Annotated in this window: 21 protein-coding genes; 9 read left to right on the top strand and 12 right to left on the bottom strand. The window is 58.9% G+C overall.

Annotated elements, in window-relative coordinates:
• The first annotated feature begins 10 nt into the window (after positions 1–10).
• Positions 11–1249 (top strand): TraB/GumN family protein, encoded by a 1239-nt coding sequence (locus tag L861_RS14045; RefSeq protein ID WP_016417120.1) that lies wholly within the window; start codon positions 11–13, stop codon positions 1247–1249.
• Here L861_RS14045 and L861_RS14050 read toward each other — a convergent pair whose 3' ends face one another.
• The 4 genes from L861_RS14050 to trkI all read right to left on the bottom strand — a co-directional run bounded on the left by L861_RS14050 (position 1250) and on the right by trkI (position 6158).
• Positions 1250–1996, bottom strand: coding sequence for a tRNA-uridine aminocarboxypropyltransferase (locus L861_RS14050; RefSeq protein WP_027947652.1), 747 nt, complete (start codon positions 1994–1996; stop codon positions 1250–1252).
• A 57-nt stretch (positions 1997–2053) separates the two neighbouring features.
• Entirely contained in the window at positions 2054–2788 is a 735-nt protein-coding gene (locus L861_RS14055; RefSeq protein ID WP_016417122.1) for an SIR2 family NAD-dependent protein deacylase, read from the bottom strand.
• 13 nt (positions 2789–2801) lie between these two features.
• Positions 2802–4556, bottom strand: a complete 1755-nt coding sequence (aceK, locus tag L861_RS14060) for a bifunctional isocitrate dehydrogenase kinase/phosphatase (RefSeq protein WP_016417123.1) — start codon at positions 4554–4556, stop codon at positions 2802–2804.
• A 117-nt stretch (positions 4557–4673) separates the two neighbouring features.
• The gene (gene trkI / locus L861_RS14065) at positions 4674–6158 is read right to left on the bottom strand and encodes a Trk system potassium transporter TrkI (protein WP_016417124.1); all 1485 of its coding nucleotides are present in this window, start codon (positions 6156–6158) and stop codon (positions 4674–4676) included.
• 146 nt (positions 6159–6304) lie between these two features.
• Between trkI and L861_RS14070 the strand changes: the two genes are divergently transcribed.
• Genes L861_RS14070 through L861_RS14080 form a run of 3 tightly spaced genes read left to right on the top strand, consistent with a single transcriptional unit; the run spans position 6305 to position 8208 of the window.
• Positions 6305–7105, top strand: a complete 801-nt coding sequence (locus L861_RS14070) for a pseudouridine synthase (RefSeq protein WP_051149352.1) — start codon at positions 6305–6307, stop codon at positions 7103–7105.
• Between the two features lie 37 nt (positions 7106–7142).
• Positions 7143–7988 (top strand): tRNA cyclic N6-threonylcarbamoyladenosine(37) synthase TcdA, encoded by an 846-nt coding sequence (gene tcdA / locus L861_RS14075; protein ID WP_027947650.1) that lies wholly within the window; start codon positions 7143–7145, stop codon positions 7986–7988.
• A complete protein-coding gene (locus L861_RS14080; protein ID WP_016417127.1) occupies positions 7978–8208 on the top strand; it encodes a DUF1653 domain-containing protein in 231 nt (76 codons plus the stop codon). The genes tcdA and L861_RS14080 overlap by 11 nt, the downstream gene beginning before the upstream one ends.
• A 12-nt stretch (positions 8209–8220) precedes the next feature.
• Here L861_RS14080 and bfr read toward each other — a convergent pair whose 3' ends face one another.
• The 5 genes from bfr to lptF form a co-directional block, all read right to left on the bottom strand.
• Positions 8221–8697: a bacterioferritin gene (bfr, locus tag L861_RS14085; RefSeq protein ID WP_016417128.1), complete on the bottom strand. Its 477-nt coding sequence runs from the start codon at positions 8695–8697 to the stop codon at positions 8221–8223.
• A gap of 170 nt (positions 8698–8867) precedes the next feature.
• On the bottom strand, positions 8868–9071 hold the full coding sequence (locus tag L861_RS14090) for a bacterioferritin-associated ferredoxin (RefSeq protein ID WP_016417129.1): 204 nt from the start codon (positions 9069–9071) through the stop codon (positions 8868–8870).
• A gap of 80 nt (positions 9072–9151) precedes the next feature.
• Positions 9152–9613, bottom strand: a complete 462-nt coding sequence (locus tag L861_RS14095; RefSeq protein WP_016417130.1) for an RDD family protein — start codon at positions 9611–9613, stop codon at positions 9152–9154.
• Positions 9614–9617: 4 nt separating this feature from the next.
• On the bottom strand, positions 9618–10682 hold the full coding sequence (gene lptG / locus L861_RS14100) for an LPS export ABC transporter permease LptG (RefSeq protein ID WP_016417131.1): 1065 nt from the start codon (positions 10680–10682) through the stop codon (positions 9618–9620).
• A complete protein-coding gene (gene lptF, locus L861_RS14105; RefSeq protein ID WP_016417132.1) occupies positions 10682–11761 on the bottom strand; it encodes an LPS export ABC transporter permease LptF in 1080 nt (359 codons plus the stop codon). Before lptF ends, lptG begins: the two co-directional genes overlap by 1 nt.
• 225 nt (positions 11762–11986) lie before the next feature.
• Between lptF and L861_RS14110 the strand changes: the two genes are divergently transcribed.
• From L861_RS14110 to L861_RS14125, 4 genes are all read left to right on the top strand, one after another.
• A complete protein-coding gene (locus L861_RS14110; protein WP_016417133.1) occupies positions 11987–13510 on the top strand; it encodes a leucyl aminopeptidase in 1524 nt (507 codons plus the stop codon).
• 240 nt (positions 13511–13750) lie between these two features.
• The gene (locus L861_RS14115; RefSeq protein ID WP_016417134.1) at positions 13751–14191 is read left to right on the top strand and encodes a DNA polymerase III subunit chi; all 441 of its coding nucleotides are present in this window, start codon (positions 13751–13753) and stop codon (positions 14189–14191) included.
• A gap of 170 nt (positions 14192–14361) precedes the next feature.
• Entirely contained in the window at positions 14362–17211 is a 2850-nt protein-coding gene (locus L861_RS14120) for a valine--tRNA ligase (RefSeq protein WP_016417135.1), read from the top strand.
• Between the two features lie 140 nt (positions 17212–17351).
• Entirely contained in the window at positions 17352–18092 is a 741-nt protein-coding gene (locus L861_RS14125) for a phosphatase PAP2 family protein (RefSeq protein WP_016417136.1), read from the top strand.
• Between the two features lie 31 nt (positions 18093–18123).
• Here L861_RS14125 and L861_RS14130 read toward each other — a convergent pair whose 3' ends face one another.
• Entirely contained in the window at positions 18124–18585 is a 462-nt protein-coding gene (locus L861_RS14130; protein ID WP_016417137.1) for an META domain-containing protein, read from the bottom strand.
• Positions 18586–18788: 203 nt separating this feature from the next.
• On the opposite strand from L861_RS14130, the gene L861_RS14135 reads away from it, so the two are divergent.
• Entirely contained in the window at positions 18789–19193 is a 405-nt protein-coding gene (locus L861_RS14135; protein WP_016417138.1) for a DoxX family protein, read from the top strand.
• A gap of 1 nt (position 19194) precedes the next feature.
• Here the strand turns inward: L861_RS14135 and L861_RS14140 are convergent, their stop codons facing one another.
• Both L861_RS14140 and L861_RS14145 read right to left on the bottom strand, forming a co-directional pair.
• On the bottom strand, positions 19195–19878 hold the full coding sequence (locus L861_RS14140) for a uracil-DNA glycosylase family protein (RefSeq protein WP_016417139.1): 684 nt from the start codon (positions 19876–19878) through the stop codon (positions 19195–19197).
• A gap of 87 nt (positions 19879–19965) precedes the next feature.
• Complete coding sequence (locus L861_RS14145) at positions 19966–20406, bottom strand: VOC family protein (RefSeq protein WP_016417140.1); 441 nt, start codon at positions 20404–20406, stop codon at positions 19966–19968.
• Positions 20407–20444: the final 38 nt, after the last annotated feature.

Below are 20444 nucleotides of genomic sequence, written 5' to 3' on the forward strand. Positions count from 1 at the left end.
TCGAGCGTCCATGACCGATTCCCAGGACATCACCGCCAGCATGAATGAGGCGGCGATCACTACCGGCCCCTTGCGTGTGGTGGAACACGGCACGACCCGCTATACCCTGCTGGGCACCGCCCACGTCTCCGCCGACAGTGCCGAAGAGGTCCGCCGCTTGATTCGCTCCGGCGAGTATGATGCCGTGGCCATCGAACTGTGCCCTTCACGTCACCAAAGCTTGATAGAGCCCGACGCTCTAGCCAACCAGGACCTGTTTGCAATCTTTCGCCAAGGCAAGGCCGGCATGGTTGCCGCCAGCCTGGCGCTGGGCGCCTTCCAGCAACGGGTTGCCGAGCAATCGGGTATCGAGCCCGGCGCCGAAATGCGTGCCGCCCTTGAAGAAACCCAAGCCCACGACCTGCCAGTCCTGCTGATCGACCGCGATATTGGTATCACGCTCAAGCGCATCTATCACAACGTGCCTTGGTGGCAGCGCTTCAGCCTGCTTTCAGGGCTATTGGCCAGTGTGGTATCGCGCCAGGAAGTCTCGGCCGCTGACATCGAACGGCTCAAGGAAGGCGATGTTCTGGAATCGACCTTCAGTGAATTTGCAGAGCAATCCGAGGCTCTGTATACCCCGCTGATCAGCGAACGCGACCGTTACATGGCCCTTCGAATCGGTGAAGAAAACGTATCCGGACGCTATCGCAATGTGCTGGTGGTGATCGGTGCCGGTCACCTCAAGGGATTGAGTGAGCACCTGGAGTCGCCATTGCCGAAGGAGCCGAGCCAGGAACGGGAAGCGTTGGAACATACGCCACCGCGTACCCGCTGGTGGAAGGCTGCTCCCTGGTTGATCACCGCCTTGGTGTTGACCGGTTTCGCCATCGGTTTCTCACGCGACTTCGAACTTGGATCGCAGCTGGTCATCGAATGGTTCCTGATCAACGGTGTGCTTTCGGCGCTGGGCAGTGCCATCGCCCTCGCTCATCCAGTGACCATCGCCGCCACCTTCGTTGCCGCGCCACTGACCTCGCTCAACCCGACCATCGGTGCCGGCTTCGTCGCAGCCGGAGTGGAACTCTTCATGCGCAAGCCCAAGGTCGGAGACTTCGCCCACTTGCGCCACGACGTCACCTCGCCCCGTGGCTGGTGGCGCAACCGTGTCTCGCGCACGTTATTAGTGTTCCTGCTCTCTACTCTGGGCTCGGCAGCCGGTACCTGGGTGGCCGGATTCCGCATTGCAGGAGCGCTGTTTGGCAATTGATCAGCGCTTCCGTTCCAGCAACCGCCGCATCGCGGCAGTCGGCTGTTCCAGCTTGTGGTAAGCACGGCTTGCCGCATAGCTGTCGTTGAAGGCGTCGAAGTAGTCGTCGAGGATCTCGGCGGCGGTGGTATCGCCGTTCTGACGCAGCAGTTCGATAGCAACCTCCGCAGTGCACAGGTGCGCGCTGGAAGCCGGCTTGCGAAGCCGGTAACGGGTCAAGCGTGCAGTCGACAATGGCAATACCGGCAGGCTTTCCAAGTAGGGACTTTTTCGGAAGATACGCCGTGCTTGGCGCCAAGTGCCATCCAGGATGATGAAAACCGGGATGCGACGCTGTGCCTTGGTGTCTTCCACTGCCTTCATTCCTACTACCCGGTTGGCATAATCCGGTTGATCGTCGGGGAAAACGACGAAGGGGGCGTAACGTTCATCTTCCAGTAATGCCAACAGGCGCTCATCGGGCGCGGTACGGTACCAGGTAAACACCTCGGTGGACGGCAACACATCACCGATCAGCCGTCCGGTATTGGTCGGCTTGTGGTGTTCCAAGGGATGAGTCAGCAACCACACACATGCTCGACTTTCGGCCATCACTCGGTAGGGGCACAAGCAGTTGAGCATTGGTAGATGGCAGCCGAGGCAACGCTCGACGAAGCTGCCACGCGCCTTGAACTCACGACGTGGCGGTCGCGGATGGCCGGTGGCGGGATCTCGCTCGGAGTGCTCGTGGAAGGTGTCGTATTGCATCGCTGGCGTCGGATTGAAAACGGGAGCGTATTCTAGCACGTGCAACGTTGCCCACATTCACTCCAGCAATGTCTCCGGCACCCACAACCTCCCTTGGCGCTGCCAGTGGCGAACCAACTCCGGCACGCCCTCGCCGGCAGGCTGGCCGATCTTGGCCACGCCCGGTGGCGCCAGTCGCTCGGCATCGGGATCAACCAGTATCACGTCCACATCCATGGGCACCTGGCGCAGCAATGCACCCGCCGGCATCACTGCTAGCGACGTGCCCACTACCAGCAGTAGATCGGCCTGCTCGACGATCTCACAAGCATCGCCGTAGCGTGGCACCGCTTCGCCAAACCACACTACATCGGGACGCAATTGGCTGCCCTTGTCGCAGACATCACCCAAGACGATATCGCCGCGGTGCACGGGATAACACATTCGCGGATCAACCGTGGAACGCGCCATCAGGATCTCACCATGCAGATGCAACACATCACGCGAACCAGCGCGCTCGTGTAGATCGTCAATGTTCTGGGTGATGATGCTGACTCGAAAACCGTCGCGCTCAAGCTCGGCAAGCGCCTTATGAGCGGCGTTGGGCCGTGCTCGGCGCACCTGGGCACGGCGCTGGTTATAGAAGCGCAGCACCAGTCCGGGGTCGCGTACCCAGGCCTCGGGTGTGGCGACATCCTCGACTCGATGCTCTTCCCACAGGCCGTCGCTGGCACGAAAGGTCTTGAGGCCACTCTCGGCACTGATCCCTGCTCCGGTCAGCACCACCAGGTGAGGTGTTCGCTGTCGTGTCATGATCAGGCGGAAGTCAGTAAGTCAGCGAATGACCGTCATCGACGAAACGCCGCTTGTTGCGGTACGGGTAGACATCGATGACGCGGCCATCGAGGATGGCACGTTGCAGCCCCTTCCAGTAATCGGCATCGAACAGCTCCGGATGCAGTTCGTAGAAGCGCTTACGCAATCGGACATTGGCGAACAAGAAGGGGCCGAATTCCTCCGGAAAAATATCATTGGGCCCCACCGAGTACCAGGGCTCGTCGGCCAGTTCCTGCTCGGGATATAGCGGTTCGGGAATCTTGCGGAAATTGCACTCAGTCAGGTAGCAAATCTCGTCATAGTCGTAGAACACCACTCGACCATGGCGGGTCACGCCGAAATTCTTGAGCAGCATGTCGCCGGGAAAGATATTGGCCGCAGCGAGTTGCTTGATGGCGTTGCCATAATCCTTGAGCACCGCCTCGGTTTCCTGTTCATCGCATTGTTCGAGATAGAGGTTCAGCGGCGTCATCATGCGCTCGGTGTAGCAGTGTTTGATGATTACCTTGTCGCCCTTGAGCTGCACCGTGGACGGCGCCGTCTCGAGCATCTCAGCCAGACAGTCGGGATCGAAATGGTCCTGGCGAGTGATGAAGTTGGAAAATTCCTGGGTATCGGCCATGCGCCCTACACGGTCGTGACGCTTGACCAGGCGATACTTCTCTCGCACGTCCTCGTGACTCATTTCCTTGGTGGGATCGAAGCGATCCTTGATGATCTTGAACACCGTGCGAAACGACGGCAGCACGAATACCGCCATGACCATACCCCGCACCCCAGGAGCAATAACGAACTTATCCTCGCGTCTGGCCACGTTTCGGTTAAGAGCACGGAAGAATTCGGTCTTGCCATGTTTGTAGAAGCCGATGGCCGAATAGAGCTCGCCTTCTGGCTTGTCAGGCATCAGTTCCTGCAGGAAGTCCACGAATTCACCCGGGACTTGCACCTCCACCTGAAAATAGGCACGCGTGAAGGAGAAGATGATCGAGACTTCCTGAGGCTCGATGATCACGGTATCCAGGTGCAGGCCCTCGCTGGCTTCCTGACGTTCGCCGTGCAGCACCGGCAGTACCAACGGTACCTGCTCGCCGCCGCCCTGGATACGCCCCACCAGGTAGGCACCCTTGTTGCGGTAGAAAACGCTCTTGAGCAGTTCGACTTCGGCATCCTCGGCATCGCGGATAGCTAGAGGCAAATGCGCTCTCAGGAAGGCGGTACCTAACTTGACGTCTCTCTCGATCGCCTCGAAGCGGGTTTCCAACGGCGCATCGACAAGCGCCCAGTGCAATGCGGCTGACCAGTCGCCCGCCACCCGAAAGCGCCGAGTCAATTCGATGCCGGAATGATGAGAGGCAGCATCCCGCGAGCTATAGACGAACATCCAGTCATTGCGAATATGGCGATGATGAAATATCGAACAGAACATCGAATTGAAGAAAGTTTCCGCCAGTTCATAGTCGAGCCGTTGATTGATCAGCTCTGCATAATGGGCCCTCGCCTCACGCCAGCATTCATAATTGGTTAGTTCGTCCTCTTCGAAAGTGCGCTGCAGCCGTGCCAGGGTTTCCTCAACTTTTTCGTCATACAGATTGATACGTTCGGCCGACACCTGTTGTGCCTCGCGCCAGGCTGCATCGCGAAAGCGCCGTCGTGCATCGGCGGTGATCTGCTTGAAACGTGAGCGGTATTCGTCGAAGCCGTGCAGGATAGTAGCGGCGAGGCGATAGGCAGCGGATAGTTTCATGGACGAACTCCAGGCGACGTAACCTCATAGCTTCGGCGATCATGCACCGCAAGGCGAGGCGACCATGGTGGAGAGGCTTGTAGTCTTGCGACAATCCGGAGTTGCTTGATTCTTGATTCACTTGCGCCAGAACATTGGCGTCAACATCACCAGCACGGTGAGAATTTCCAAACGGCCCAACAGCATACCGATGCACAGCAACCACTTGGCGGTATCCGGCAGCGACGCGAAGTTACCCGCCGGACCGATGATCTCGCCCAGTCCAGGGCCGACGTTAGCTACCGCCGTGGCCGCACCGGTCAATGATGTCGTGAAGTCCAGCCCCAATAAAGACAGGCTCAGCGCCAAACCAGCGATGGTCAGGAAATAGAAGAACGAGAATGCCACCACGCCGCGAGAAATGTCATCGGTCAAGGGCATACCGTTGTAGCGCGAAGTAAAGACACCATTAGCATGGATCAGGAAGCGTAGTTGGTTCTTGAGCATTTCCGTCGCTACCTGGAAGCGGAATATCTTCATCCCACCGCTGGTCGAGCCACTGCACCCACCCACGAACGTCAGATAGAAGAAAGCCACGGCCGCCAGCGGCCCCCATTGGCCGTAGTCCTCCGAGGCATAGCCGGTGGTAGTGACCACCGAGACAATGTTGAAAGTGGCATGAGTCAGCGCTTCGAAGGGGGCGTGGTTCTGGCCAATCAGGTAGGTCGTCAGCATCAGGATCACCACACTGAGCAAGGCCAACAGGCCACGCACCTGCTCATCGCGCCATAACGCCAGTCGCGAGCCACGCAGGAAACGGATGTAGAGCACGAAGGGCAACGCCCCCGCCAACATGAACAACGACGCCGCCCAGAGGAGAAATGGGTTGTCGGCATAGGCACCAAACGAGGCGTCCGAGTTGGCGAAACCACCGGTGGCCAAGGAGGTCATGGCGTGCACTACGGCATCCACCGGCGCCATCCCCCCCAGCCAGTAGGTGACCATGGCCAGAAAAGTAAAACCGCAGTAGACACTCAGAGTCGCTTTGGCGATGCCGCCGGTACGCGGCATGACCTTGTCCGACCAGTCGGAGGATTCGGTGTGGAAGAGCCGCATGCCACCCACCTTGAGGAAAGGCAGGATGGCGATGCCCATGACGATGATGCCGATACCACCCAGCCACTGCATGATGCCACGCCATAGCTTGAGCCCATCGGACAGCTCCTCGATCTTGATCAGGATGGTGGAGCCGGTGGTGGTGATTGCCGATACCGACTCGAAGACTGCATTGGTGAATGACAACTGGGGCGCCCCCAGTACCAATGGCAGACTGGCGAAACCACTGATGGTCACCCAACTCAGGGTCGTCAGCACGAACATCTGACGAGGTTTGAGCTCGACTGGAACGCGCCAGGTCAGCAGCCAAGTCGTGATCACGGCCGCCAGCACAATGGATATCGATAGGACGAAGGCAGGAGCATCCGGATCGCGTTCGATCAGCAACACTGCCAATGGCAGGGTCATGAAGATGGCCAGCACCAACCACAGCACCGCCAGAACCTTCAGCACCGGCGCCCAGCCCAGCGCACGCTGCCAACTCACCCACTCCACGCGTGTTGCCATCGGTCAGGCCTTTTCCGATCAGACGGCGCTACTATAGTCGATATCAATTTTGTTGCAACGCCGCATCAAGTCAACGCAAGGATGACAGCCGTGCCTCAAATGGCGACAATGAGCCCCCTTCATCGCCCCCAATACCACGAATGCCGATGCTCGAGTACCAACCTGAAGCTGCCCTACCGGAAGCGGCTCTACCCATCGTCTACCGTGATGACTACCTGGTAGCGATCAACAAGCCAGCCGGAATGTTGGTGCATCGTACGCCACTGGCACGCGGTGAAACCCGCTTCGTCGTACAGACGCTACGCGATCAGTTGGGCTGTCGAGTCTATCCCGTACACCGCCTGGACCGGCCAACCTCGGGACTGCTACTGTTCGCTCTCTCCCCCGAGATGGCGACTCGCTTGTGTGAGGAATTTACCCAGCAGCGTGTGGAAAAACGCTACCTGGCGGTAGTGCGCGGCCTGGGTCCGGAATGCGAACGCCTGGACTATGCCCTGCGTGAAGAGGATGGCAGCCGACCCAAGGTCGAGATGCCAGCGATGGATGCGCTCACCGAAGTACGCCGCCTGGACAGTGTCGAACTGCCGATACAGGTAGACCGCTATCCCCAGACACGCTACTCGTTGATGGAAGCCAGACCCCTGACCGGTCGTCGCCACCAGATTCGCCGTCATCTGTCGCGGCGCGGCTATCCCATCGTCGGTGATGCCAAACATGGCAAAGGCAATCACAACCGCTTCTTTCGCGAACGTCTCGAGTGCCCCGGGCTGCTGCTAGCGGCGGTGGGTTTGTCATTTCTTCATCCGGTCAGGCAGGCACGAGTGCACCTGAGTGCTAGCTTGAGCTCTGACCTGACCGTGCTGTTCGAACGTTTTGGCTGGGCGGGCCATGTGCCCTCCTCAACCGTCCACTGGGAAGATGACGAGGTGAACTGTGCCCTCCCATGACGACATCACCGTGTCACGTGACACCCAAAGGACTGCCATTGCCAAGCGGCACGATTCGCACGATGACTACGCGTTTCGCTTCGGAGGCATTCGCCGTCTCTACGGCAATCGGGCAGCCGATGCCTTCCGCCGCGCGCACGTGGTGATCGTGGGTGTTGGCGGCGTAGGGAGCTGGACAGTGGAAGCCCTTGCCCGCTCCGGCATCGGCAAGCTGACGTTGATTGACCTCGACGATGTCTGCGTCTCCAACGTCAATCGCCAACTCCACGCCCTGAACGGCACCATCGGCCGTCCCAAGGTCGAAGTTCTGGCCGAGCGCTGTCGCGCCATTTACCCCGGTATCGAGGTGATCGCCGAAACCGCCTTCATCACGCCGACCAACCTGGCCAGTCGCCTCCCTACAGATGCCGACCACGTGGTCGATGCCATCGACAGCGTAGCACCGAAAGCGGCATTGATTGCCTGGTGTCGGCGCCACAAGGTACCGATTACCGTAACCGGCGCCGCTGGTGGTCAGACCGATCCCACTCGCATTCGTGTCGCCGACCTGACACGTACCGAGCACGACCCTCTGTTGGCCAAGCTACGCGCCAAACTACGCCGCGATTACGGCTTTTCGCGCAACCCCAAGCGCCGCTTCGGTATTGAATGCGTCTATTCGGATGAGCAACTGGTCTATCCTGGCAGCGATGGCGAGGTTTGCCTGTCGAAACCAGGCCACGGCGAAGCCACTCGTCTCGACTGTGCCAGCGGCTTTGGAGCAGCGACTTTCGTCACCGGCAGCTTCGGCTTCACTGCCGCAGCACGAGTGATGGCGCGCCTAACGCGTCGTGCCCAGTCGTCACACAACGAAGCGTCACAGGAGAACCGCGATGAGCCATGAACTCCCCCATCCGGTACCGGGCATCTATATCCACTACAAGGGTGCACGATACGAGATTCTAGGCGTGGCCCATCACAGCGAGACCGAAGAAGCCATGGTGGTGTATCGCGCACTCTACGGCGACTATGGACTGTGGGTCAGGCCGCTGGAGATGTTCAGCGAAACCGTCGAGGTGCAGGGCGAACCGGTGGCACGGTTCACCCTCGAGAAGGCATTCTAGCCGGAAGGGAAATCAACCCGGTTCGTGCATCTGCTTCTGCAAGTAATTCTCGATACCGACCTTGTCGATCAGGCCCAGCTCGGTTTCGAGATGATCGATATGCTCTTCCTCGTCGTCAAGGATGCACTTGAACAGGTCGCGGCTGACATAGTCCTTGATCTTCTCGCAGTAGGTAATGGCCTCGATCAGGTCATTACGTCCCTGATGCTCCAAGGCCAAATCGCACTCGAGCATTTCGCGGGTGTTCTCGCCGATACGCAGCTTGCCGAGATCCTGCAGGTTGGGCACGCCCTCGAGGAACAGGATGCGCTCGATCAGCACATCGGCATGTTTCATCTCTTCGATGGACTCGTCGTATTCCCACTTGGCCAATGCCGCCAGGCCCCAGTCCTTGTACATTTTGGCATGCAGGAAATACTGGTTGATCGCCACCAGCTCATTGCCGAGCACAGTGTTGAGGTGGGTAATGACCTTGGCATCGCCTTTCATCGAGCTTTCCTCCTGGAACCTTTGGCGCGAAAAAGCGGCCGGCACATTCGGATATGCCCGGCCCCATCATTTCACGCAGTATTGTCAAAAAAGGAGAAAAAGTCCAATTGCGACAGTATGTTAGCGAGACGCCAGTGCAATTGTAAAAGATTGGCGACTGACGTTGACTATCAAACGGCGTAGGCCAGATCAGCAGATGGCATGATCTCGCGAGCGATGGCATCGCGGGCGATGCTCTTGCCCATGCTGGCACACTTGCCACACTGATCGGCACAACCGGTCTGTTCGCGCACTTCACGCCAGCTACGCGCCCCATCGCTGACGGCTTCCCGGATGGCGCGATCAGTCACGCCTTTGCATAGACAAACGTACATTGCATCACCTCACTACGTATGGCGACCACAAATGTAAATGATTCGCAGAGGCTATTGCAATACTAAATTTTTCCTATCGCCTATTTTTTCTTGTTGGTGTTCCGCTCGGGTTTGGGCAGCACTACCACCTGCGTGTTCGAGACGATATCCGACCAGCTACGCTTCTCAGCATCGAACAGGATCCACCAATAGCCCAAGCCCAAGGCTGCCAGGGAAGCACAAGCCGCCAGGAAGCGCAGCAGGCTCTGCACCAAGGTGATGCTCATACCATCGGTCGTCTGCACCCGCAGCCGCCAGGCCTGCATGCCCAGCGTCATTCCACCGCGCATCCAGAAGAAGGCGAAAAAAGCGAAGGTCGCCACGAACAGCAGGCTATGGAACAGTGGTGTTTCGTTGGCCTCACCACGGTTGAGCGCTACGGCGATGAAGCCCATCAGCATCCATATCGCCACGATCAGGAAAAGATCGTAAACCATGGCCGCAAGCCGCCGAATAAGCCCCGCCGGCCAAGTACTGTCGAGTTCGGTGAAGCGTCGTCGCATATCGTCAACTCGTGCGTCGTAACAGGTAGAGGCCTAAAGCGGCACAGACCAGGGTCGGCCCCAGCACTGCCCACGCTGGCGAGAAGCCAAATACCGTGGAAGCCGGCGCTAGCAGGTCCTGAAGGTATTTGAACGCCAGCCCAGTGATGACGCCATAGAAAACTCGGGTGCCAGCAGCCACGCTGCGCAGAGGCCCGAATACGAAGGAAGCGGCTACCAGCACCAGCGAAGCCATGGTGAAAGGCATCAATACCTTCTGCCAGAAATACAGCAACGGCTGGGTCGCCTGCAGCCCTTGGTTCTCCAGATAACGGGCATAAGCCCACAATTCGCTGGGAGCCTGGCTATTGACAGGACGCAGCAGACGGCTGAGTTGATCGGGAGTAAGCTGAGTATGCCACTCTCGCCGTTCATACGTTTCGGCTTCGGTTTGCCCATCGAGGAAGCGGGTGACTTGAACCTCCTCCAGGGTCCAGCGCCCGTCTTCCCATACCGCACGCGCGGCTGAGGTGGCCACCCGTAGCGTCTGCCCTTCGAACTCATAACGGGTCAAATCCAGCACTGTGTCATCGGCACGGATGGCACCGAAACGGTAGAAAGTATCGCCTTCTCGTTGCCATCCGCCTCTTTCGGTCATGATGGCCCCCTCACCCTGAAGCCGCTCCAGTCGCCAGGCACTAGCGAATTGTTCGGTACGTGGGCTGACGTATTCCGCCATCAGCAACACGACAGCAACGACAAGAATGATCGGCTTCATCACTCCCCACAGGATACGTGCCAGGGAGCGGCCGGCGGCGCGCATCACTGTCAGCTCGTTACTGGACGCCATGCTGCCCAGGCCGATCAACGCCCCGATAAGCACGCCGACCGGAGCATATTGATAGAAACGCCAGGGCAGACGCATCAACAGATACAGAAATACCTGGAAGGCGCCGTAGTCGCCTTCGACATCCTCCAATTCGTTGATGTACGTGATTACCAGGTCGAGCCCCAGCACCACTACCTGTACCACGATGATCGCCGCCAGTACGTTGCGGGCGATGTAACGGTCGAGACGATCGGCCAGCATCAACGAATCCCTCCTCGTTGAAAACGCTGCATCAGCCATAGACCGAGCAGAAGATAAACACCGTGGATCGGCCACATGCCGATCAGAGGTGAAAGGGAGCCACGTCCGATGGCATCCATGGCGGCTAACATGAGGCTGAGGTAACTGATATGCAGGAAGATCGCCGGCAATAACTTGGCAAATCGCCCCTGACGTGGGTTGACCTTGGATAGCGGCTGGGCCAGCAAGGTCAGGATGAGCACCATCAACGGCAAGCTGAAACGCCAGTGCAACTGGGCACTGGCCTCGGGAGATTCATCAGAGAAAAGCGCCAGGGTCGTCGCATATTCAGGCGACTCCAGATCATCACCGGCATCGACACGCGACAAGCGCACGGCATAGGTGTCGAATTCCAGGCGCTCGGCCTCGGCACGCCCCGGATCGACGCTGTAGCGCTCACCATCGGTCAGAACCAGAAAACGGCTTCCGGTGTCTTCATCGACGGTCTGGTAGCCACCGCTGGCCCGAGTCACCACACTTTCCGGTGTGCCATCGCGGCGACGCTGACGTTCGCTGATGAAGACTTCCTGCATGCGGGTCTGGTTATCAACCAAGGCTTCGGTATAAGCGGTACGCCCTTCGCCGAAATCCTGGAAACGCCCTGGCGCCAGCGCAGTGAAGTCCAATCGACTCTGCTGCTCGGCGATCAGACGTTCGTTGTGCAACGCCCCCGCTGGTGTCAGCCATAAGCTGCACATCCCCACCAACACCGCTATCAGCACCGCCGGCACCAGACTTATCGTCAACAGTCGATTGGGGCTGGTGCCACAGGCCACCAACACAGTGATTTCACTGTTGAGATAAAGCTGCCCGTAAGCCAGCAGAATCCCCAGGAACAACGCCAGCGGCAGAATCAGTTCGGCGAATCCGGGTAAATGGAAAAGCATCAAGGTACCGAGAATGCTGGCCGGGATCTCGCCCTCGGCGGCATCGGTAAAATAGCGAATGAAGCGGCTACCCATGATGACCAACAACAATACCCCTGCCACCGCGGACATGGTCAGCAGGATTTCACGCGTCAAATAGCGGAATATGATCAATTCAATCTCCCGTGGCGATTCCTTGGCACTCCTTGCGCCATCCCCCATGCAATAGTGAAGTGCTTTGCGTACACTGGAGGAACTCGGCAGCGGAACCTGTGGAAGCGCTGAACACGTGCAGTCATTCAGTGTTCCTTAGGAAGCACTAAACGAATTTTTGTTCAGTGTTTCCTTACCGTGCCGGCATTATCCAGATTCCCTTTACTCTTGTCTTGTGGAGACGCCATGGAATTCCCTGTTCAGACGACCAACCCGGCCAAGGTCGAGACGGCCTGTCTCGTGGTACCGGTGTTCAAGGATGGAGACCTGCTGCCGGCCGCCGACAAGCTCGACGATGCCAGCGAGCGGTTGATTGGACAGTTGATCGAACGCGGTGACTTCAAGGCCGGCCTAGGCAACGTGCAACTGATTCCCTTCGCGCCTGGGCTCAATGCCGAGCGCCTGTTGCTGGTCGGTCTCGGCGAGCGCAACAAGTGCAACGAAGGTGGCTTCCGCAAAGCCTTGGATGCTGCCTTCACGGTTCTGGCCGGGCTGCCCATCGACGATGCCGCCGTGGCAATGACCGACGTACCGGTCCCAGAGCGCGACAGCCTGTGGAAGGGCCGCATGATTGCCGAGTCGGCCTTGCGTGCCATCTACCGTTTCAATGAATTCAAGTCCAAACCGGATCCAGAGCCCCGGCTCGAGCAAGTCACCTTGCTGGTCAGCGAGAGTGAGGATTCCAGTAACGTCAAGGAAGGGTCACGCATCGGTGGCGCCATCGGCGAAGGCATTAATTTCACCCGCACCCTTGGCAACCTGCCCGGCAATATCTGCACGCCACGCTATCTGGCTGAACAGGCCGAGCAACTTGGCAAGGAGTCGAAAGGCAAGCTGTCCGTCGAAATCCTCGATGAAGAAGCGCTGGAAACCCTCGGTGCCAACACCCTGCTCTCGGTAGGACGTGGCAGTGCAGAGCCTTCACGGCTTATCGTGATGCGCTACCAGGGTGCCGACGACCCCGAGGAAGCGCCGCATGTGCTAGTCGGCAAGGGTATCACCTTCGATACCGGCGGTATCTCGCTCAAGCCTGGCGAAAGTATGGACGAGATGAAATTCGATATGTGCGGTGCCGCCAGCGTCTTCGGCACCGTCAAGTCGGTGCTCGCCATCCAGCCCAGGATCAACCTGGTGGGCATCGTCGCAGCCGCCGAGAACATGCCAGACGGTCGTGCCACCAAACCCGGCGATATCATCAAGACCCTCAAAGGCCTATCGGTGGAAGTACTCAATACCGATGCCGAGGGACGCTTGGTGCTGTGCGATGCCTTGACCTATGCCGAGCGCTTCACACCGGCCAGTGTGGTCGATATCGCCACCCTCACCGGTGCTGCCATCATCGCCTTGGGCCACCATGCCACTGGCCTGCTGTCCAACGACGACGACCTGGCACTGAATATTCTGGAAGCTGGCGCAACCGCCTGGGATCGGGCTTGGCACTTGCCGCTGTGGGATGAGTATCAGGAACAGCTCGACTCCAACTTCGCTGACCTGGCCAATATCGGTGGTCGCCCGGCAGGTACTATCACTGCTGCCTGTTTCTTGTCGCGGTTCACCGAAAACTACTCCTGGGCTCATCTGGATATCGCCGGCACTGCCTGGCACTCAGGCAAGCAGAAAGGCGCCACTGGCCGCCCGGTGGGGCTGCTGACCCAGTACCTGCTCGACCGCGCTCAGGATGCCACTGTTACCGAAGAGGAAGCTGGCTGACGTCCAATCGTGGCAAATCCCGTGGGAGCGCAGGTTTTCTGCTCGATCCGGCCGCCAGGCTGGCAGCCTTCGAAAGAGGGCCAACTGCATCGCGCAATGAATTGCGCTCCCACCACAAGAAATCCACTAGCCCGACTCTTCGTGGGAGCGCAGATTTTCTGCGCGATTGGCGCCGCAGGCGCCACCTGATTGCCCAGCTATGCTGGGCTCCTGCAAGAGCCGTCGCCAGCATGGCAAACAATGACCAAAATCGATTTTTACATCCTCCCCGACACCACCCTCGAGGCACGGCTCGATTTCGCTTGTCGGCTGGCGGAAACCATCCATCGCAAGGGCTACCGTTTGCACCTCCATACCGAGGACGAAACCATGGCCCGCGAGTTGGACGACAAGCTGTGGACCTTCCGCCCCGACAGTTATTTACCTCATGCCCTGTTGGGTAGCGACATGGCGACGGATGTCCCGGTGACACTAGGCTGGCAGGAGCCGCCTGAGCCGGGTGTCGATGCCATGCTCAATCTTCATCCGCGGATTCCCGAGTGGTTTTCGCGCTTCGAGCGTGTCGCCGAGATCATCAACCAGCATCAGGATGTGCTGCACGTCAAGCGCGAATGCTGGCAGACCTACAAGAAGCGCGGTTATCCGGTCACCGCCCACAAGCTCCCCGCACAAGACGGTTGAGCGAGTGCCATGACGCTGACGGCGTCGAACGGTATAATCGGACCCATTTTCGATAACGCCACATTTGCCAGACACCACTAGGAGTTGTCCGAACAGCCGCCGAGTGCAGGCAGTTTTCAGACAACGCCTAGGGCGAAAAACGCCTTCTAGCTTGCAGAGCCATCAAGCCCATGGAAAAAACGTATCAACCCGAACAGATCGAAACCCGCTGGTACGAGCGCTGGGAAGCTGATAACCGCTTCGCGCCGAGCGGTTCCGGCACCCCCTACTCGATCATGATTCCGCCGCCCAACGTCACCGGCAGCCTGCACATGGGCCACGCCTTCCAGGACACCATCATGGATACCCTGATCCGCTGGCGGCGCATGCAGGGGAACAACACCCTGTGGCAAGTGGGTACCGACCACGCCGGTATCGCGACGCAAATGCTGGTGGAACGCAAGTTGGCGGCCGAAACCGGCCAATCGCGCCACGACCTGGGGCGCGAGGCGTTCATCGACAAGGTCTGGGAATGGAAGCGTGAATCCGGTGGCCATATCACCCGTCAGTTGCGTCGTATGGGCGCCAGCGTCGACTGGTCCCGCGAGCGCTTCACCATGGACGACGGCTTCTACAAGGCGGTGCAGGAAGTCTTCGTCCGCCTGTATGACGAAGGCTTGATCTATCGCGGCAAGCGTCTGGTCAACTGGGACCCGACCCTGCATACCGCGATCTCCGACCTCGAAGTGGAGAACCGCGAGCAGCAGGGCCAGTTCTGGCATTTTCGTTATCCGTTGGCCGACGGCGTGACCACCGACGATGGCAAGAATCACCTGGTGGTCGCCACTACCCGCCCCGAAACCATGCTCGGCGACACCGGCGTGGCGGTCAATCCCGAGGATCCGCGCTACGCCTCGCTGATCGGCAAGTTCATCGAACTGCCGCTGGTCGGCCGCCGTATCCCTATCGTCGCCGACGAGCACGCCGACATGGAGAAAGGCTCGGGCTGCGTGAAGGTTACCCCGGCGCATGACTTCAACGACTACGAGGTCGGCAAGCGCCAAGGCCATGTGCTGATCAACGTCATGACGCCGGACGCCAGAATTCGCGAGACTGCCGAGGTCTTCGACCTGCAGGGCCGCCCGCGCCCGGATGTCGATCCCAGCCTACCGGCCAAATACGCCGACCTGGACCGTTTCGAGGCCAGGAAGCTGGTCGTCGCCGACATGGAAGCGCTGGGCCTGCTCGATCAGGTCGAAACGATCAGCAATACCCTGCCCTACGGCGACCGCTCGGGTGACGTCATCGAACCGCTGCTGACGGATCAGTGGTTCGTTGCCGTTGAGAGCCTCGCCAAGCCCGCCATCGACGCGGTCGAGAACGGCGACATCGAGTTCGTGCCCAAGAACTACGAGAACATGTATTTTGCCTGGATGCGCGACCTTCAAGACTGGTGTATCTCGCGCCAGCTGTGGTGGGGGCACCGCATCCCGGCCTGGTACGATGCCGATGGCAACGTCTACGTGGCAAGGACCGAGGGCGAGGCACGCAAGAAGTACGACCTGGGCTCCGACCTGACGCTGACCCAGGACGAGGACGTACTCGACACCTGGTTCAGCTCGGGGCTGTGGACCTTCGGTACCTTGGGCTGGCCGGAAAACACCGAGGACCTGGCAACCTTTCATCCGACCAGTGTGCTGGTGACCGGCTTTGACATCATCTTCTTCTGGGTCGCGCGGATGATCATGCTGACCCTGAAGTTCACCGGTGAGGTGCCGTTCAAGCAGGTCTACGTACATGGTCTGGTGCGCGACAGCCACGGCCACAAGATGTCCAAGTCCAAGGGTAACGTACTCGACCCCATCGACCTGATCGACGGCATCGACCTCGACTCGCTGGTCGAGAAGCGCACCGGCAACATGATGCAACCGCAGAAGGCCAAGGCGATCGCCAAGGCCACTCACGACGACTTCCCCGCAGGCATCGAACCCCATGGCACTGACGCCCTGCGCTATACCTTCCTGTCGCTGGCCACTACCGGACGCGACATCAAGTTCGACATGGGACGTCTCGACGGCTACCGCAACTTCTGCAACAAGTTGTGGAACGCCTCGCGCTATGTGCTAATGAACACTGAAGGTCAGGACACCGGCACCGGCGACGAAGCGGTGGAACTGTCGCTGGCCGACCGCTGGATCATCTCGCGTCTGCAACAAACCGAGGCACAGGTCACCAAGGCGCTGGAAGAATACCGCTTCGATCACGCCTCACAGGCACTCTACGAGTTCGTCTGGAACGAGTACTGCGACTGGTACCTGGAGCTCTCCAAGCCGGTACTGTGGGACGACAACGCCAGTTCCGAAGCCAAGCGCGGCACCCGCCGCACGCTGGTACGGGTTCTGGAAGCGGTATTGCGCCTGGCGCATCCGATGATGCCTTACATCAGCGAGGAGATCTGGCAGCGAGTGGCACCGCTGGCCGGCAAGGCAAGCGGCGATGGAAGCGAATCGATCATGAACCAGCCCTGGCCGCAACCCGAGCAGGCCAAGATCGACGAAGGCGCGACTCGCGATATCGAATGGCTCAAGGGCGTGATCGTTGCGGTGCGCAATATCCGCGCCGAGATGAATATCGCTCCCGGCAAGCTACTGGATGTGTTGCTGACCAAAGGCGTCGCTGCCGATCGTGAACGCCTGGAGGCCAATCGCTTGTTCCTAGCCAAGCTGGCCAAGCTGCAGAGCGCCACCTGGCTCGACGATCCCGAGCAGGCACCGCTTTCTGCAACGCAATTGGTGGGTGAGATGGAAGTGCTGGTGCCAATGGCCGATCTGATCGATAAGGATGCTGAGCTGACGCGCCTGGGCAAGGAAATCGACAAACAGGACAAGCTGATCAACGGCATCGAAAAGAAACTTGGCAACGAGAGCTTCGTAGCCAAGGCGCCGGAGGCGGTGGTGCAGAAGGAACGCGACAAGCTGGCTGAATTCCAGGCCACCCGCCGGGTGCTGGTCGAACAACGCGACAAGATCGCCGCGCTGTAGATCACTGGTGATCGAGCACAGAAGGAGGGCTCATATGCCCTCTTTGTTACCGAACCGAGTCGAAAAAGTTACAAAACACTGTTCTGTTAGCTGATTTTCGCTAGAATGGTGTTTTCTCTAACTGCGCTTCGGTCAAGCTCATGCCTGTCTCACCTCCTTCAATCTCGCTTTCGCGCATCCTGTTCTACAACCTGCTAGGCATCGCCCTGGTGCTGAGCTGGTGGTCGCCCGATATTCTCATTTGGGAGTACCTGGACGATGCCATTTTCTTCACTACCAACGCCTGGCTGAACGATGCCAACACGTTATGGGTAACGATCGTGGCGCTACTCAACAACAGGCTGTTCGATGTAGGCAGCATGCTAACGCTGCTGGGACTCTACCTGTGGGCCATCAGCCGCGACCCCGTGCGAGAACACCGATTGCTGCGCTGGGGCGGCATCGGCATTACCATGCTGTTGACCGCCGGCATCCTCAGCCAGGCGGTACGTTATGCCATTCCCTATTCGCACCCCAGCCCGACACTGGTCTACGACAACGCCAACCTAATCACCGAGCTAGTCGATTTCTCGACCAAGGCGGTTTCCGCCGATAGCTTCCCAGGCGATCACGGATTGATGTTGATGCTGTTCACTGCCTTTGTATGGCGTTTCTCTGGACGCACTGTCGGCCTGGTCAGTGCGCTGAGTGTGGTCATCCTCAGCGCCCCACGGATATTGGGAGGTGCTCATTGGTTCAGCGATATCTACATGGGTGCCTTGTCGATCAGCCTGGTGGCATTGCCATGGGTGTTGTGCACCCCCGTGGCACCAAGCATCGCCCAGCGCATCACCAACACCTTGATTCAGGTCAAATGGCCAAGACCAGCCATCTGGCCCTGAATACGAGCATGCCGCCGCTGGCATACCCTATCTAACGCGGGGTAGTTCGCTGGAACCCCCCCAACACCCGACTATCACGGCCAAAGAAGACCAGACGATCCCCGTCGATCAGGTAACGGTAGGCATTCTCGAATAGCATGCCGACGCGCTGGGCGTTGGCAAGATTAGGGCAAGCCATGCGTGTCGACGCCAGGTTCTCGATGTGAATACGGTTACCATCATCGAAGCTAACTTGGCCATTGAGCCGATTGCAGCCATCGCTGCCTGTCAGGCGCAGCGCTCCACCGTTCGGTATCACCTCGAACCAGGCAGGCTCGCTCCCCACCCAGCGTTCATCGGTACCGATCAGGATCAGTCGCCAGCGTGGACCTACTACCGGTGACTCTGCTGCTGCCGTTTGGGCCTGTTGCCGATCCGGCACGGGCGTTGAGGAGCCGGCACATCCGGCAAGCAGTATCGCCAGGAGCCCGAAGCCCAACCAGGTTCCTTTCATCGTGACTTCTCCCTTCTTTAGCATCGCGCGACAGAGTGCCCCATCCTACCGTGGATGGCTAGCATCTCTCTCACCCTACCCCCGACTCGACCAGTCAATCGGCTAGAATCGCCCTGCTTTACTAGGTTATCAGCCGCAATTCAGATAACTTTCATCTTAGGCAGTGGAAATCCACACCTTCGAACCTCAAGGAGAGAGCTCCGATGCTTCACGCTCTACATAACGATGCGCTGGGAAAACTGATTCTGCGACTGGCCGTTGGTGGTTTGATACTGCTGCATGGTATCGCCAAATTACTCAATCCAGACGCTCTCAACTGGATCGGCAACCTGCTGGCGGGCTATGGACTACCGTCATTTCTGGCTTACGGCGTACTGATTGGCGAAGTGCTCGCCCCCTTGATGGCGATCGTTGGCTGGCAGGCACGTCTGGGAGGGTTATTGATGGCCATCAATATGGTGGTAGCCATCATATTGGTGCACACCCACGAGCTGTTCGCGCTGACCGATAGCGGTGGTTGGGCCCTGGAACTGCAAGGCATGTACTTGTTCGGTGCCGTGGCCATCGTGTTCCTGGGTAGCGGACGCATGGCCTATCGCCCTGATTGAATTATCTGCACTTACCCATACCCAACTGCTCGAGGCGTACCTTGAGCAGTTGGGGAAAGCGCTTGAACCAAATCTGGTTAAGGGGAGATGGGTGAGGTAGCGGTGCCAGCTCGAAGGTTGCCTTGCGGCCATCCTCTAGCGCCAAGGTAGTGGTATGACTGGCTTCGAAGCGATCCTCGCGCCGCCAGTATTCGTCCAACGCTTGGCGCACCTTACGCGGCTGATTGATGCCAAACCACAGGAATACCTCGCGCCCCAGTGTGATTACCTTGCGGCCCTGCCAACACCCAACCAGCAGTTCGGCCATCAATGGCTGGAAGCGCTTCTTGACTGACATCGGCCAAGCCTTGTTACCGACCGGCTTGTAAGGCACGGTGTTGGCCCAGAAGACGTGACGCCCCACTTCACGCGAGGCCTCAAAATCAGGCATCGGCTCACCTTGCAAGGCCAGGTAAAGGCCTTGGCGCACCTTCTGCCCGCCGCTACCGATGAAGGGTTCGCCCCACTTGACTTCCTGTTTGCCCGGATCGCGACCGAAGAAGCCCACCGGGGCATCACGAGGTCCGAGGCCAATGATCGGCTCGAACGGATCGCGATCGAACTGTCGATAAGTGTCGACATCGATGCCGTCGAGCATCCGCGCCTCGCGTCGAAACGCTTGGCGCAAGGTGTCGTCCAGTGACATGAATCTATCCTCGAATTCAAACCGACGTCGGTGCAACCGACACCCTCGTATAGGGTGTTTACCAATGTGACGAGCTTGTATCTCCTCTTACCACGTGCCGGTATTCTCCATGGAAGCCCACGGCTCTTCCGGAGGCAGGGGGTCACCATCCTGCAGTAGCTCGATGGAGATACCATCCGGCGAGCGGACGAAGGCCATGTGCCCATCACGTGGCGGCCGGTTGATGGTCACCCCATTGCGTTGGAGCCTATCGCACAAGGCATAGATGTTGTTGACCCGGTAAGCCAGGTGGCCAAAGTTGCGCCCTCCTGTGTACTCTTCAGGATCCCAGTTATAGGTCAGCTCAAGCATCGGAGTACGCGTTTCATGGGCGCTGATTTCGTCCTCTGGGGCGGCGAGAAAGACCAGCGTGAAACGCCCCTTCTCGCTGTCCTTGCGCTCCATCTCGATCATTCCCAACAGGTCGCAGTAGAAATACAGCGACTCCTCGATGTCGCTGACGCGGACCATGGTGTGCAGGTATTGCATGGCAAGGTTCCTCCTTCCCGAGCTTAGCCTTGTGCTTG

This window comes from Litchfieldella anticariensis FP35 = DSM 16096 (assembly GCF_000409775.1).
GTDB lineage: Bacteria > Pseudomonadota > Gammaproteobacteria > Pseudomonadales > Halomonadaceae > Litchfieldella > Litchfieldella anticariensis.

Excerpts from the sequence above, each read along its gene's own strand:
- L861_RS14110 (WP_016417133.1), top strand. The coding sequence starts at position 11,987 with ATGGAATTCCCTGTTCAGACGACCAACCCGGCCAAGGTCGAGACGGCC.
- L861_RS14145 (WP_016417140.1), bottom strand. The coding sequence starts at position 20,406 with ATGCAATACCTGCACACCATGGTCCGCGTCAGCGACATCGAGGAGTCG.
- trkI (WP_016417124.1), bottom strand. The coding sequence starts at position 6,158 with ATGGCAACACGCGTGGAGTGGGTGAGTTGGCAGCGTGCGCTGGGCTGG.
- L861_RS14140 (WP_016417139.1), bottom strand. The coding sequence starts at position 19,878 with ATGTCACTGGACGACACCTTGCGCCAAGCGTTTCGACGCGAGGCGCGG.
- L861_RS14125 (WP_016417136.1), top strand. The coding sequence starts at position 17,352 with ATGCCTGTCTCACCTCCTTCAATCTCGCTTTCGCGCATCCTGTTCTAC.
- aceK (WP_016417123.1), bottom strand. The coding sequence starts at position 4,556 with ATGAAACTATCCGCTGCCTATCGCCTCGCCGCTACTATCCTGCACGGC.
- L861_RS14045 (WP_016417120.1), top strand. The coding sequence starts at position 11 with ATGACCGATTCCCAGGACATCACCGCCAGCATGAATGAGGCGGCGATC.
- L861_RS14070 (WP_051149352.1), top strand. The coding sequence starts at position 6,305 with ATGCTCGAGTACCAACCTGAAGCTGCCCTACCGGAAGCGGCTCTACCC.
- L861_RS14050 (WP_027947652.1), bottom strand. The coding sequence starts at position 1,996 with ATGCAATACGACACCTTCCACGAGCACTCCGAGCGAGATCCCGCCACC.
- L861_RS14095 (WP_016417130.1), bottom strand. The coding sequence starts at position 9,613 with ATGCGACGACGCTTCACCGAACTCGACAGTACTTGGCCGGCGGGGCTT.
- L861_RS14135 (WP_016417138.1), top strand. The coding sequence starts at position 18,789 with ATGCTTCACGCTCTACATAACGATGCGCTGGGAAAACTGATTCTGCGA.
- L861_RS14120 (WP_016417135.1), top strand. The coding sequence starts at position 14,362 with ATGGAAAAAACGTATCAACCCGAACAGATCGAAACCCGCTGGTACGAG.
- L861_RS14080 (WP_016417127.1), top strand. The coding sequence starts at position 7,978 with ATGAGCCATGAACTCCCCCATCCGGTACCGGGCATCTATATCCACTAC.
- lptG (WP_016417131.1), bottom strand. The coding sequence starts at position 10,682 with ATGCTGGCCGATCGTCTCGACCGTTACATCGCCCGCAACGTACTGGCG.
- L861_RS14055 (WP_016417122.1), bottom strand. The coding sequence starts at position 2,788 with ATGACACGACAGCGAACACCTCACCTGGTGGTGCTGACCGGAGCAGGG.
- L861_RS14130 (WP_016417137.1), bottom strand. The coding sequence starts at position 18,585 with ATGAAAGGAACCTGGTTGGGCTTCGGGCTCCTGGCGATACTGCTTGCC.
- L861_RS14090 (WP_016417129.1), bottom strand. The coding sequence starts at position 9,071 with ATGTACGTTTGTCTATGCAAAGGCGTGACTGATCGCGCCATCCGGGAA.
- L861_RS14115 (WP_016417134.1), top strand. The coding sequence starts at position 13,751 with ATGACCAAAATCGATTTTTACATCCTCCCCGACACCACCCTCGAGGCA.
- bfr (WP_016417128.1), bottom strand. The coding sequence starts at position 8,697 with ATGAAAGGCGATGCCAAGGTCATTACCCACCTCAACACTGTGCTCGGC.